At 55.1% G+C, this 13,257-nt stretch carries 15 protein-coding genes and 2 pseudogenes; 7 read left to right on the top strand and 10 right to left on the bottom strand.

Annotated features, from left to right (window positions below; all coding sequences use genetic code 11):
- Nucleotides 1–11: 11 nt before the first annotated feature.
- The 3 genes from C7476_RS21105 to C7476_RS21095 are packed head-to-tail and all read right to left on the bottom strand — an operon-like array spanning nucleotide 12 to nucleotide 1,970.
- On the bottom strand, nucleotides 12–992 hold the full coding sequence (locus C7476_RS21105) for a DUF3618 domain-containing protein (RefSeq protein WP_114431830.1): 981 nt from the start codon (nucleotides 990–992) through the stop codon (nucleotides 12–14).
- Nucleotides 989–1,408 (bottom strand): phage holin family protein, encoded by a 420-nt coding sequence (locus tag C7476_RS21100; protein WP_114431829.1) that lies wholly within the window; start codon nucleotides 1,406–1,408, stop codon nucleotides 989–991. Before C7476_RS21100 ends, C7476_RS21105 begins: the two co-directional genes overlap by 4 nt.
- Nucleotides 1,401–1,970 (bottom strand): nutrient deprivation-induced protein, encoded by a 570-nt coding sequence (locus C7476_RS21095; RefSeq protein ID WP_114431828.1) that lies wholly within the window; start codon nucleotides 1,968–1,970, stop codon nucleotides 1,401–1,403. The genes C7476_RS21100 and C7476_RS21095 overlap by 8 nt, the downstream gene beginning before the upstream one ends.
- Before the next feature lie 302 nt (nucleotides 1,971–2,272).
- Between C7476_RS21095 and C7476_RS21090 the strand changes: the two genes are divergently transcribed.
- Complete coding sequence (locus tag C7476_RS21090) at nucleotides 2,273–2,659, top strand: hypothetical protein (protein ID WP_147274699.1); 387 nt, start codon at nucleotides 2,273–2,275, stop codon at nucleotides 2,657–2,659.
- 99 nt (nucleotides 2,660–2,758) lie between these two features.
- Here the strand turns inward: C7476_RS21090 and C7476_RS21085 are convergent, their stop codons facing one another.
- The 3 genes and pseudogenes from C7476_RS21085 to C7476_RS21075 form a co-directional block, all read right to left on the bottom strand.
- Complete coding sequence (locus C7476_RS21085; protein ID WP_114431826.1) at nucleotides 2,759–3,025, bottom strand: hypothetical protein; 267 nt, start codon at nucleotides 3,023–3,025, stop codon at nucleotides 2,759–2,761.
- Nucleotides 3,026–3,062: 37 nt separating this feature from the next.
- Nucleotides 3,063–3,269, bottom strand: a complete 207-nt coding sequence (locus C7476_RS21080) for a hypothetical protein (RefSeq protein ID WP_114431825.1) — start codon at nucleotides 3,267–3,269, stop codon at nucleotides 3,063–3,065.
- A 37-nt stretch (nucleotides 3,270–3,306) separates the two neighbouring features.
- Nucleotides 3,307–3,599, bottom strand: a pseudogene (locus tag C7476_RS21075) (DUF4142 domain-containing protein).
- Nucleotides 3,600–4,036: 437 nt separating this feature from the next.
- Here C7476_RS21075 and C7476_RS21070 point away from each other — a divergent pair.
- The 6 genes and pseudogenes from C7476_RS21070 to C7476_RS21045 all read left to right on the top strand — a co-directional run bounded on the left by C7476_RS21070 (nucleotide 4,037) and on the right by C7476_RS21045 (nucleotide 9,422).
- Complete coding sequence (locus C7476_RS21070) at nucleotides 4,037–4,372, top strand: hypothetical protein (RefSeq protein WP_245426451.1); 336 nt, start codon at nucleotides 4,037–4,039, stop codon at nucleotides 4,370–4,372.
- Between the two features lie 559 nt (nucleotides 4,373–4,931).
- On the top strand, nucleotides 4,932–5,981 hold the full coding sequence (gene lov / locus C7476_RS21060) for a blue-light-activated histidine kinase (protein WP_114431823.1): 1,050 nt from the start codon (nucleotides 4,932–4,934) through the stop codon (nucleotides 5,979–5,981).
- A 326-nt stretch (nucleotides 5,982–6,307) separates the two neighbouring features.
- Nucleotides 6,308–7,477, top strand: a complete 1,170-nt coding sequence (locus C7476_RS21055; protein ID WP_114431822.1) for a zinc-dependent alcohol dehydrogenase — start codon at nucleotides 6,308–6,310, stop codon at nucleotides 7,475–7,477.
- 14 nt (nucleotides 7,478–7,491) lie between these two features.
- Nucleotides 7,492–8,240, top strand: a pseudogene (locus C7476_RS21050) (SDR family NAD(P)-dependent oxidoreductase).
- A gap of 6 nt (nucleotides 8,241–8,246) precedes the next feature.
- A complete protein-coding gene (locus tag C7476_RS28290; protein WP_181872542.1) occupies nucleotides 8,247–8,420 on the top strand; it encodes a hypothetical protein in 174 nt (57 codons plus the stop codon).
- A 99-nt stretch (nucleotides 8,421–8,519) separates the two neighbouring features.
- Nucleotides 8,520–9,422, top strand: a complete 903-nt coding sequence (locus C7476_RS21045; RefSeq protein ID WP_114431821.1) for a DUF72 domain-containing protein — start codon at nucleotides 8,520–8,522, stop codon at nucleotides 9,420–9,422.
- Between the two features lie 317 nt (nucleotides 9,423–9,739).
- On the opposite strand, the gene C7476_RS21040 is transcribed toward C7476_RS21045, so the two are convergent.
- From C7476_RS21040 to C7476_RS21025, 4 genes are all read right to left on the bottom strand, one after another.
- Nucleotides 9,740–10,276, bottom strand: a complete 537-nt coding sequence (locus C7476_RS21040; RefSeq protein ID WP_114431820.1) for a DUF2243 domain-containing protein — start codon at nucleotides 10,274–10,276, stop codon at nucleotides 9,740–9,742.
- Between the two features lie 236 nt (nucleotides 10,277–10,512).
- Nucleotides 10,513–10,749, bottom strand: coding sequence for a non-homologous end-joining DNA ligase LigD (gene ligD / locus C7476_RS27890; protein ID WP_147274698.1), 237 nt, complete (start codon nucleotides 10,747–10,749; stop codon nucleotides 10,513–10,515).
- 203 nt (nucleotides 10,750–10,952) lie between these two features.
- Nucleotides 10,953–12,137 (bottom strand): PAS domain-containing sensor histidine kinase, encoded by a 1,185-nt coding sequence (locus tag C7476_RS21030; RefSeq protein ID WP_245426447.1) that lies wholly within the window; start codon nucleotides 12,135–12,137, stop codon nucleotides 10,953–10,955.
- Nucleotides 12,130–12,921, bottom strand: a complete 792-nt coding sequence (locus C7476_RS21025) for an alpha/beta fold hydrolase (protein ID WP_114431818.1) — start codon at nucleotides 12,919–12,921, stop codon at nucleotides 12,130–12,132. The genes C7476_RS21030 and C7476_RS21025 overlap by 8 nt, the downstream gene beginning before the upstream one ends.
- Nucleotides 12,922–13,257 lie beyond the last annotated feature (336 nt).

Below are 13,257 nucleotides of genomic sequence, written 5' to 3'. Positions count from 1 at the left end.
AGTACCTCATTTCAAGTATGGTCGGTTGACGTCGCATCCTTTATACGCCGGCTTGCTGCTTCATAAGCGTCGTCGACCACGGCTGCAGTCTGATCATAGATGTCTGACGCAACCTCCTTGCCCTTGTCGAGAATGCCTTCTGCCTTATCGGAAATACTGTCTTTGACACTTTCCGCGGCCTCTCCCGCGACAGAATCCTCAACTTGTGTAGGTGGGAGAGCCGCTCCGATCGCTGCTCCAACGGCGAACGCGAGAGCGCCACCTACCAAGGGCTGGTCTCTGAAATGCGTCAGGATCGACTCGTTCAGCCTTGTCGTTTGATCCCGGAACACACGACCGGCGGAAGCAGACGTATCATTAAGCTGACGGGCTTTATCGGCAACCTTGTCGGATAGATCGTGCGCCGTGTCACTCACCTGCTGCCACGTGTCGGAAATCCAACCGGACGCATCATCCAGCATTGCGCCAGCTTCATCCATGATGCTTGTAACACGATTTCCGCTGGCATCTGCAAAACCCCGGTAGCTTCTGCCGCTCTCGTCAATGAAATAGCCGGCGCGTTTCCCTGCTGTATCGGTCAGAGCTTTGAAACGGTTGCCAGCCGCGTCGGCAAAGTGGCTGTAAGTCATACCTCCTTCCTCCTGCATCGGTCCGGTGCGACGGATTTCGCCGGTGATTGTTGCCAAAGGATATAGATCCGCGTCCCTAGCCTTATCGGCGTTTGTCCACTGATTCCTTTGTCCAGTCATTAGCCAAGCCAAACTCACTCCCATGAGAGCCATGGGGATCGGGTTTGCCTTCACAGCGCTACCCAAGTTGGCAGCGTATTCCCCGCCCCCGCTGCTCTTTACGTAGCCAATAACTTCATCGATCAATTGCCCCGGAGACATCTTTTCCTGGATGGCGTCAATTCGTTCTTCAATGCGACGACGATCGCTTTCGATGTCCCGCTGGATCTCGGCTGCATTGGGTTTATCGGCGGTCAGGGTCATGACATTTTCTCCTTGATGACGTTGGCGTCCTTGCCGAGTGAGGTAGTGGTGCGCTCCATTTTCAAGTTGCTGCCACGCAGAGCCGAAATGCCTTTGGACATCAACGCCCATGCAATGAGTCCGACTACGGCGGCGACAATGAGCGCCGCGAGGGCGTTCGCACCTGGTTCTGTGAAACCTTGCGAGACGAAGATGGCGGTCAGTCCGGTTACGAGCGCACTCAGCAGCACGCCCAGCGCGCCAATGGCAAATACCAGTCCAATGGCCAGCACCTCGATCCCACCCAGTGCCCTGGTGAAACTTTCGGATGCCTCCGTCTTGGCAAGATCAAGTTCCTTGCGGACCAGTCCAGTGACGTCTGTGATCAGCCCACGGACCAGCTCAGGCAACGGCCTGCTCTCGTTAACGTCAGTCATTTACGTTGCTCCTCCATTGATCACTCTGGCTATGCGCATCGGTGGGATTGGCCGTCGATTCCCCGGTCGGGCCTCTGTGGGCAGAAGCTGTCAGAAAGCGGCTTGCTGCAAGCCCGGCAAGTGCAGCGACGCCAAGAAATGCCAACGGTTGCCGTCGACCGAAATCTTCCGCCATGCCAGCAACTTCTCTGAGATCACGGTCCTCAATATCCTTCGCATAGGATTTTACCGTCGAGCCGAGTTCCTTGGCATACCTGCCTACCTGTGCGTCTTCTCCAGATTGCATCTCTGCGCCGACCTTTTCCAAGGCTGCCCCGATCGAGGCAGCATAGCGGGCCGCGATATTCTTTTGCTTGGATGCGACTTGTTCGACTTTACCGGAAGCCTCCTGCAGCTGCTCTTTGGCCTTGTCTTTTACGGTGCCAAAATCATCGGAGGCTTTGCGCGTGAGATCATCAAATGATCGCTTAGTCTCTATGGTCCCAGAAATGGCATCCGGCTGATCGCCCCGAACAGACGAACCAGATCGAGATCTCGTCTCTTTTTGAGAATGGTCTTGCATCGTTTCCTCCCAGTCGTCGCGGTTGGTACGCGGTGTTGAATTGCGTCACGAACTTTAGGCGGAGGTAAAAGTTCCCGGTCTTCGTATGAATTTGAAAATGACAGCGTTGGTCATAGCCGTTTCGAATGATCGTCATCGCAGCACGGTTTTCGGGATCCGTGGATGAGGTATGCGAGACCTTCTGTTCAAACAGTGGATGGACGACTGTCTTCACATTTTCGAGGACTGCCGCCGCGCTTAACAATCGCCGGAACAAAAGCCCTGAGCGATGGTTGATTGCAGATCACAAAGGAGGCCTTTTCATGAGGATCATAAAAAGACATATTAATGCTCGAGAAGGCGGTGACGGATATACCGTCGCGTTTGTCTACGAGGATGGAAAACGGGTTTTGGTTGATCTGTCCGCTGCGAATTCTGTCGGCCTCGGCCAAGACGAGCTTATTCGGCAGGCAGCGCGCTTGCTCGACCAAATAGACGAAAGCGGGGTGCGAGGGGATTTGCCTCCGCATGATGCCGCAGAAGGACGGAACGCGCCAGGTGCGCAAACGGCGAGCTCCTCGGGAACGGATTTTTCGACTACTCCTGATCAACCGGAGGGGCCGGTTGCCGCAAAAGACCCCCTCCTTGAGGAGCAGGACGACGACGCCAACATTGTGGGGCTCGAGGGCGAAGGCATTATCAAGCCTTAGACGTGCAGGCGCATTGGGCCGGCGGGCCAAGATGTCAGGCGAAGATCAACCGCGTTCTTCCAATAGTTCCGAATAGCGATCCGAGAGGCCAAAGGTCCGTCACTTGTCCTTTGAGACAAATTTGTTAAAGCGGCTCATTTTACCATCTGCAGTCTTGTCCTGATAAAGGAAAGCCAGCTTTCGTTGGTCAAAAACCTGGAAAAAGTCTTTCCACGAAATCTTCTCAAGGCCTTCTTCCGGCTCACCGAAATCAATACGCAGGACACCGCCTTCTCCGCTTTCCGCGACTTTAGATGGAACGCCGTTACGCTCTTCTGCCCAGCGCTGGATGGTCTTGTGATCCGTTGTCGTTTTGCTGTCTGTCATCCTCTTTTCCTCGCTCCGTTGACATTGCGCCGTGCAGCTACTTGGCGGGTGCTCGCCTATCGCGTTCATTTTCCTTCGCATCGTTCTTGAAGGTGGCATCGCCGTCAGATTTGCCCGACAGCACTCGAGGGTTTGCACTTGCAATACCGTCATTGGTCGAGCCGTGCCGTGTGCGGGCATACTGCCCCTTGGCATCCCTCTGCGGTGAACTCGTTAGGTTGTCTTTTCCGGGTATTTTGGCCATGTTATCTCCTTTGCAGGACAGCTCGTGATCGAACTGACTACTTGTTTAAATCCTCCGCCATCATCAAATGGTGTTCCAAATCCGGGCGAGTTTTTGCGGCCCGAGCCTTTAGATCAGCGTTTTCGCCCCCGTCGCCATACCGTTCAAAGAGATCGAGCTTGCTCGACTCGATCCCGAACATGTCACTCGCGGCAGCCTTCAGTACGAAATCCTGTGTCGTAGGTGCAGCGCCTATCAAAGAGTGAACTCCCGTTTTTTTCGGTAGCCGACTTGTGCAAAGGCGGGGCCGGCCAGCAGGATGGCAAGCGCAGTCAGAGCGAATGGTTTCATGGCAATTCTCCTGTTCCTCTGTTCCATCCAACGTCCCGCTTGCCGCAATGTTCCTCGTGCGACTACAGGTATGAGGACATATTGATGGGTTCGTCGTTTCCATTCCCCGGATGGGTTTCGGAGCGGACCGCCGAAAAAACACGGTGCCGATCAATATCGCTTTATCGTTGGCTCTTGCGACCGGGACCCGATCCGCTTGCAAGACCGTCTTGCATTGCCCTCTCCCGGCTTGACGAGAGTGATATCGCTGTTCGCCAGGGTTCTGTTTCGGTTGTTGCCGGCCCGAAGAACACACCTATCATCCTGGACTGCTACAATATGAGGCCCCTTCTTCGTGCCAAGATGCGTTAGGCACAAAATTGAGAAGATGTTGTAGGTCCGGTTGGAACTATCGAGCGTCCAGCATGTTCGCCTTCAATACAAAAAGGATGAACGCGATGGACAAAAATTCACAACTTCCGGTCCGGGAAACGGCCAAAGAGGCGCGTCAGGGTCTTCTCGGCAAACCGATACTGATGGTGTTGATCGGTGGTCTATTCTTAGCCGCAATAGCCTGGGGCGTTGCCGAAATTTATGGCGAGAGCACCGATGATAGTGCCACACAAACAAATCACGAGAATAACGCGGGTAGTCAAAATGCCCAGCCTAACGATGTTACAAGTCCTTCCCCGGACCTGCCGAAGGTGAATCCTCCGCTAGACAAGGATCCCACGCCGCAAACAGGGACTGGCGGCGATAGCCAGACAAAAAACCCGGCAGGCACGGTGCAATAAGGGAGGGGGCGGAGCATCAATGATAATGTCCGATACGTCCCTTTGCTCTGTTTCGCCGTGAAAGCAGGCGCGATGGTGGCGAAAATTTCGATTTCGCCGGCAGAGCTTCGTTGTCTTAGCTTAAGTGTGAACCAGTCGTGTGATACTTCCAAGCAAACTGTGATCGTCGATAAAAGCGACGTTCCTGATCCCTGTGCCTATCCGCCTCGTCCAATTTTCTCAATAGATCTTCGAACATGCGATCCGATGCGACCGGAAGCTTGTATCGCGATCGTAGCGCTTCTCTAAACGCGCGCATACTCACCTGTTCCTTAACATTATGGAGCCGCTTCATTTTGTTCAACTCATCATATTCGTCTGTCATCAGAACGGTCCCAAGAGAATTCCACCACCAACTTCGAGACCGCCGAATCGTTCCCCGTGAGCAACAAAATCATCGCGGCACGGGCCATGGAACGGCCAAAGTCGCCGGCGGCAAACTTCAGCGACGGGTCTTCCGCAAAAATGCACGCCGTCTGAAACCATTCTGGAGTGGAAAACGTTCTGGCTCTGGCTTTTAATGGAAGGTGTTCGTAGATTGTCCGATAGCAAGCATCGATCGGCGAAACTGCATGGTGACCGCCCAGCTGCATCCTCTGAAAGAGGATACCTGGACCGGAAGGAGCTCGCCGCAAGCGCATTCGAACGCACCCGCATGCCAATGCTGGTGACGGATGCCCAGCAGCCGGATTTTCCCATCGTTCTGGCCAATCAGGCCTTCCTGAACCTCACCGGCTACAGTGCCGAAGAGGTCGTCGGGCGAAACTGCCGCTTTCTTCAGGGACAGGGAACATCGCCCGCCGCCATCGCAGAGATCAGATTTGCGCTCGCCCATGAACGTGAAGCAAACGTGGAACTGCTGAACTATCGAAAGGACGGTTCAGCGTTTTGGAATCAACTCCATCTTAGCCCTATCCGCGACGACGACGGCCGATTGTTCTACTACTTCGGCTCGCAGATCGACGTCACTGAATATCGCAAGGTCCAGTACCTTGAGGCAACGGAACACCGCCTGCTCAAGGAAGTCGATCATCGCGCCAAGAACGTGCTGGCGGTGGTGGAAGGGATCGTCAGGTTGAGCCGATCCGACGACGCTGCCTTGTACGCAGCATCCATTCAGCAACGGATTCAGGCTTTGTCGCATGCCCATGCGCTGCTCGCCGAGCGCGGCTGGCAGGAGATCGAGCTCGGTGAGATCATCAAGCGACAAGTGGAAACCTTTGCGAGTGAGCGGGTCTCAATGGAAGGCCCGGAGATTCTCGTTCCGGCGGCTATCGTCCAACCTTTGGCACTTGTCGTGCACGAATTGCTTATCAACGCGGCAGTACATGGGTCACTGAGTGCCCCGTCGGGCCAGTTGAACATCCACTGGCAAAAAGTACCGGGACAAGGGGGCTTCAAACTTCGTTGGCAAGAAACGGGGGGGCGTCCCCCATCGTCCCATCGTCAGCCCGGTTTTGGTACGGCGATGGTCGGAGCGATGATAGAAAAGCAGCTTCTTGGCAAGGTAGACCGAGAATGGTCCGATGACGGCGTTGTCGTTGATATCGTCGTACCCATGGACAGCTGATTGTCGGCAGCACCAACCGGAGCTGTCATTGAGATGGCCTCGAGCAACCAAGCACAGTTCGTTGACGACGGTATGCCGAGCGACGTTGCAGGTTGCTATCATAGAAGACTGCAGCACGATCGCGCATCGAGGCTTGCGTCATAAAATCCACTCGCGAAATTGTCAGCTGAAAACTCTAGCGAAGCAGCAGCGTTCCCGAACGCTTCGCATTGAGCGCCATTTGTCATTCACTGGACGGTTTGAAGGCGGTGCCCATTTTCTTGGGAACAAATCACTCTTCGTCGGGCTTAGAGCACTCGTCACAAGTTCCTCTTTGGAGAAGTCCGATGAAAGCACTGACCTGGCACGGCAAGGGCGACATGCGCTGCGAGAGCGTGCCGGATCCCAAGATTGAACATGGCCGCGACGCTATCATCAAGGTGACCGCCTGCGCCATATGCGGTTCGGATCTTCACATTTTCGACGGCGTCATTCCCTCGATGGAACACGGCGACATCATCGGTCACGAAACGATGGGCGAAGTCGTCGACGTTGGTGCGGACAACAAGGCGTTGAAAGTGGGCGACCGCGTCGTGGTGCCGTTCACCATCGCCTGCGGGGAATGCTTCTTTTGCAAGAAGGGATATTTTTCCGGCTGCGAGCGATCCAACCCCAACAAGGCAAAGGCCGCGAAGCTTTGGGGAAGTTCGCCGGCCGGGCTTTTTGGTTATTCGCACCTGCTTGGCGGCTACAGCGGCGGTCAGGCAGAGTATTTGCGCGTGCCCTACGCCGATGTCGGGCCGATGAAAGTGCCGGACGGACTATCGGACGAACAGGTGCTGTTTCTTTCCGACATCTTCCCGACGGGATACATGGCCGCGGAGTTCTGCAATATCCAGGAGGGAGACACCATCGCCATCTGGGGTTGCGGACCAGTCGGACAAATGGCGATCCGCAGCGCTTTCTTGCTTGGTGCCGATCGGGTTCTCGCCATCGACACCATCCCCGAACGCCTGACCCTGGCGCGTTCAAGCGGAGCGGAAACCCTCGATTTCCGGCACGAGGATATTTACGACCGCATCATGGAATTGACGAACGGCAGAGGCGCTGACGCTTGTATCGACGCGGTCGGCACCGAGCCGGATACGATGGCAAGCTTCGATTCCGTCGTCGACCGCATCAAGGTTGCAACCTTCATGGGCACCGACCGGCCGCATGTGCTGCGTCAGGCGATCCACTGCTGCCGCAACTTCGGCACGGTTTCCATTGTTGGCGTCTATGGCGGCTTTGTCGATAAAATACCGATGGGCTCGGCAATCAATCGCGGACTGACCTTTCGCATGGCGCAGACCCCGGTTCAGCATTACCTGCCGATGCTCATGGAGCGCATTGAAAAGGGGGAGATCGACCCATCTTTCGTCATCACCCACCGGGCAACCCTCGAAGAAGGTCCCGAACTTTACAAGACATTTCGAGACAAAAAGGACGGCTGCATCAAGGTCGTCCTCAGGCCCTGATCGGAGACCATGATATGGCAGATACAGCGCGTCCCCTTGCCGTCGTGACCGGCGCTTCGTCCGGCATCGGACTTGAACTTGCGAAGGTCGCGGCCGGCGAAGGCTATGATCTTGTCATTGCCGCCGACGAACCGGACATCGAAGGGGCCGCGGAAAAATTGCGGTTAAAGGGCGCGACGGTCGATGCCATAACGGTCGACCTGTCCGACGTCGAGGGGGCCGAGAAGTTCTGCAAGTTCATAGCCGACAAGGGCAAACCCGTTGACATTCTCCTCGCCAATGCGGGCCGCGGACTTGGCAAGGGCTTTCTCGACCAGGATCTCAACGAAGCGCTGCATGTTGTCGACACCAGCATCACCGGCACAATCGCTTTGATCCATAAGATCGGCAACGAGATGCGCGCCCGGGACGAAGGACGCATTCTCATTACCGGATCGATCGCGGGCTTTATTCCGGGCACCTATCAGGCGGTTTATAACGGTACCAAGGCCTTTCTCAACAGTTTTTCCTTCGCCCTGCGTGAAGAGCTTGAGGACACAGGCGTGACGGTAAGCTGCTTGATGCCGGGTGCGACGGACACCCGCTTCTTCGAGTGCGCGCAGATGTGGCACGGGCCGGATTCGACGCCATGATGGGCAACGAGGGCGATGTCGTCAGTGGCTGAAAGAACAAGTTCCAGTCGGCAATTGCGAACATCACACCGTCGGGAATGCTTGCCGGGAAGCATGCCAAAACAGCAGCACCAGGATCGGCGAAGGAATAGCCAACGATGCCCGTCATCACGACGACCGATCTCGATGTCGCCAACAACGATGACGGCCCCAGCGATGGGTTGGGAAACGTCCGCGAGTTTGGACTGTCCGGGCGGCTACCTGGCAAAAACGTCCTCGACACCACAGCTAGCAAAACGCGGAAGCCGGGCGACCGTCCTTCGTTGGCGTAAGAGACTTGGTTGGCTCAGTTCGCATCGCGCCTCTCAGTCGCATTTTGGATTCTCGACTAAAGCTAGTCTGCAGTGGTTACGCGTAGGAAAATTGCTGCCGTGAAAGATCGTTCCCCCGAAGAGATCCAACAAAGACGCGAACGGCGAGCCGAGCGCCGGCAAAAGCAACGGCTGACAAATCTACAACGCGCGGCAAAGATGCACGCAGTTCGTATTTCGAAGGAAGACGTGCTTGAGCCCGTGGCCCCGTCCAATCGTCTCCGGGATGGCGTCCATGTCGGGTGTTCCGGCTGGTACTATTGGCATTGGAAGGGCAAAATTTATCCAGATGAAGTTCCATCAAGTCAATGGTTTTCGATTTACGAACAAAGTTTTGAAACCGTGGAGCTCAATGCACCGTTTTATGCTTGGCCAACGGTTGCGACAGTCAAGTCATGGCTACGCCAGGCGACTGGCGACTTCATCTACACGATCAAAGTATGCGAACTGATCACTCATATTAAGCGTTTTGACGGTACCGAACCTTTGATACGCGATTTCGGATACATCGCAGATTTACTCGGGGAACGAATGGGCTGTTTTCTGTTTCAGCTACCGCCAAGTGTTCGATACGACCCGATATTTCTTAAAACGATCTTGCAGCAACTAGATCCACGTCACCGCAACGTCGTCGAATTTCGTCACAAAAGCTGGTGGAACGAGGATGTCTATGCCGCTTTTCGCGCGGCCGGAGCGATCTTCTGCTCCTGCAGCGGACCGCGACTTCCAGATGAACTGGTCAAAACCGCTGACGACATCTACGTCCGGTTCCACGGAACCAAGAATTGGTACCGTCATGACTACAGCGACGACGAATTAGTGATTTGGGCTGAGCGAATCCGGAAGTGCCGCGCTAAAAATGTTTGGGTGTATTTCAACAATGACCGAGACGGTCATTCGATCAAAAACGCAAAAGCGCTTGTAGAACTCCTGACTGAAAAAAATGCTGGTTTGCGCACGTAGAGAACGTGATGAAAAACCTGGCAGGTGGTTCGCCGAGTAATATTGGCGTCGTTATTGATCGGGCCGTTCATAGCCAATGCGTCGGTGGCTGTTCGGCGCTGACAGGCTGGCTGGGTATTTGATCCGGAATTGTCGGCGCATATTTTCTCGTCGCGGTCGGTCGGCCCACGGTTTGCAAATCGAGGCTGTCTGAGCACTGTCAAAACATTCGGCCCCGCTCAGGGATTTGCCAAGGTGCCCTCGACTTTAGGCCTAGTGCAACCGAACAGGATCAATGCTTGAATGTAAAGAACCTTGCCCATGCCGCTCATCAGCCGCTAGGATTGAGGGGGCTGCTTGAATTGAGGAGCTCGGCCTCTTCGTAAAAGTGCCAATCCTGTAAGCAGCATGCCGGCTCCCCAAACAAGGAAGCCAATATCCCAATAAACCCAAAGCTCATGCCGTACGGTTTCGTTGACATGGTGAAGGCCGAGCAGATGATGGCCAACGACACCCTCGATCAAGTTGAACAAACCAAAGCCAATCAGCATAGTTGCCAAGAGTACAACTGCCGACCACTGACAATGTCGTTTGCGCGCGGTATTCCACAAGACGACCAATCCCGAGGCAGTGAACACATACGTTCCGGCGTGGAAAAAGCCGTCGAGCATCGTATTAAACTCCAGATTTTCAACGCTGTCGGCAGGATATCCCGCGCTCGTTGCCATGTGGTGCCATTGCAATATCTGGTGCAGGACAATCCCGTCGAAAAACCCTCCAAGGCCGAGGCCGAGGAGTATGCCTCCCAACACCGGAAATCCTTTGTGCTCTTGTCCAAAGGCCTGGTCCTCAGCTCGGGACAAATTTGTGTTCATTTGATCCAATCCCCTTTGTCCGTCAGTAACTGTTCCACAGCGCGGACGTTCCCTGCAGGCGACAATGTTAGACGGTGCGCAGCAGGATGGAGGGAACTGCAGCCAACATAACTTTGTGGATGCATGCGGGCAGAGGATGTCGCATCCCGTTGCCCATCGCGTTGGGTTTCAGTGCGATTTCGAGACGCTGGTCGCGCCGTTGTAAGGTTTCCATCGGGATCCGCGTTCAATGAACGCTAGATTTTCCTGCGGGGGATGTTCCTCGCTCTTGACAGTCCTGCTGTGGAGCGGAAATCTTCCCAAGGATCAACCATGGGTGCAGCTATGCGCGTTTGGGCGTTGTCGACGGTGAAGTCGTCGGGTCCGATCAAGGGGCTGAGTTCGTCCCACGCAAGAGGCATGGAGACCGCAGCACCGACACGAGCGCGGGTGGGGCTTGCCGTGCAGGCGCGCGAGATGCCATCGACCGTCAAGCTTTCCCCATGGAGCTTCGAGAGCCCCTTGGCTATGCTCTTGGCTATCCTCCATGGGGCCCATGTTCCGCGGTCCCAAATGATGACTGGGCCCCACCATATTCCCCTTGGGGAATCGTCCCTTCGAACCCGTTTTATTCGATTGGATGGTCTCATTAGCACCCATCCGGTGGACATTCTTTTATGGCAACACGCCAACACGATCATCCCTCGCCATCTGGCTCCAGGGGCATTTGGAACGTAAAGCGCGTTTCGACAGGAGAGGAGGCAACCACCAACGTTCCATCATGAGCTTTGGCAATCTCCGATGCGATGTGCAGGCCAAGCCCAAGTCCTTGCGGACTGTCTCGACCATCTCCGCGGAAAAACGGATGGAACAGTCTGTTCATCGCCTCCGGGGGAATAGGATCTCCTCCATTGACGACGCTTATTTCCAGCTTTTCACCCGTCGTGCTCGCCAAAAATTGGATGGGTGTGTCAGCAGCACCGTGTGTTAACGCGTTGCCCAGAAGATTTGACGCCAGCTGACCAATACGGCCCCGGTCACAGTAGACCTTATGTGTAATCTTAAAATGCGTCTCAATGAGCCTGGAGGGCGATCCCACGCGAAGTTCGTCCACAACCTGCTGCAAAACCGGCTCGAGCGGTTCGCGCGCATCAAGCGCCACAGTAATACCGCCACCTAGTCTTCCTTGCGCGAAGTCGAGCACATTGTCGATCAGATCGGACATGCGCGAAACACTGCCTTGCATGAGCGCGACAATCTTTTGCGCCCGGTCGCTCAACTCTTCCTGCAGGAGCATACGGGTGCCAGCGTTTATCGAGGCGAGCGGATTGCGAAGATCGTGCCCCAGCACGGCAATGAATTGCTCCCGCAGTTCTGCCACTGCCTGTTCCTCGGTCAGACCAGCTTCGGCGAGCACTTTTGCAGCGATGGCCTCGCCTTTGGCAGCTTCCGCCGCAGTTCGCAGGTCGACCAAATTTCGTTCGTAGCGGCGGCGCTGGGCCGCCTGGAAAATGGTGACGCGGGTGAACAGCAAATTGCCTGCGTCGTCACGCCGTTCCATGGCATTGGCAAGTACCGGCAGTTTCTTGCCGTCTTTGGTGACGAGGTCGAGTGCGACCTCGTTGAAGAAGCCTTGCATCCGCAACAGGGGCGAAAAATGCGTTTCATAAAACACGCGTCCGGCGATCGTCAGAAGCTCATGAAGCTTCTTTCCAAGCAATTCCGCCTGCGAGAAGCCAATCCAACCTGATAACGTGGCATTGGATTTGAAAATCCGACCGTCGGGACGCAGCGACAGATACCCGCACGGAGCATTTTCGTAGAGGTCTTCAAAATCCTCGGTGGGAGTGCCGTGCGGATCGCCCGGCACGGTCTCAGACAAAGGCTTTTATCGCCGCAACGACTTCGTTCGGCGCACTCAGATTGGGGCAATGGCCCGTCGCGTCCAATATTACCATCTCGCTCTTTGGAATATGCTGTTGAACATATGCGCCTACCTGCTCCGAAGCAATGATATCCTCCCGACATTGGAGAATCAGTGTCCGGGCGGTGACTTTGCTGAGGTCATCGCGATTGTCCGACATGAAGGTCACGCGGGCAAATGCCTTGGCGATGTCGGGATCGGTCCTGCAGAAACTGTTGGTCAGTTCCTCTCCGAGCTCGGGCCGATCCGGATTGCCCATTATGGCGGGAGCCATGGCTGCGGACCATCCAAGGTGATTGTCGGCAAGGGATTCGAGCAATTCTTCAATTTGTGCATGACTGAAGCCGCCGATGTACTCGCCCTCATCGAGGTATCGCGCGGAGGGTCCCACCAAAACAAGGCTCTCAAACATCTCGGGAACCTTGATGGAAGCCATCACCCCGATCATCGAACTCACTGAATGCCCGACAAATACAGCATCCTTCAAGCCGAGCTCAATTCCGATCTCCGCCAGATCGTCGGCGTAGCCTGCAAGCGTGGAATACTTGGTCGTATCATATGCGGCCAGGTCTGATCCGCCAGCACCAACATGATCAAATAGAACTGTCCTGAACTCATCTTCAAATGCGGGCGACACGAAACGCCACATGTTTTGATCGCAGCCAAAACCGTGGGCGAACACGATTGTCCGCTCCCCGGTGCCTGAGATTTTAACGTTGTTGCGCCTTAGAATTGATGTCATGGACGTTAGCTACCACCAATTTGTGCGGCGAGATACCTTGATGAGATCAACCGCTTGATCCAACATAAGTGCCGATCAGAACAGATCGCCGTTTTTTTCGTGAGGTCTTCTCGCTTGCGCAATGCTTCGTTCGCCCCAGATTGTCTTCACGTCACAACAGATCTCGTTTTTTTGATTTGATCTACCATTATCCGGAGTGGTTGGTGAAGATCAGCTATAAGATCGTCGGGTTCTTCCAATCCGATATTCACCTCACGGTTCCCCCGCTGAAATCTTCGCCACCTTGCGCAAGTTGGGGATGAGTCATGGCGTGGGAGGCGACCCTTCCCTAACTGT

The organism is Phyllobacterium bourgognense (assembly GCF_003337575.1).
GTDB lineage: Bacteria > Pseudomonadota > Alphaproteobacteria > Rhizobiales > Rhizobiaceae > Phyllobacterium > Phyllobacterium bourgognense.
The sequence above is the reverse complement of the archived record's forward strand: the minus strand, read 5'-3'. Positions and strand labels throughout refer to the sequence as shown.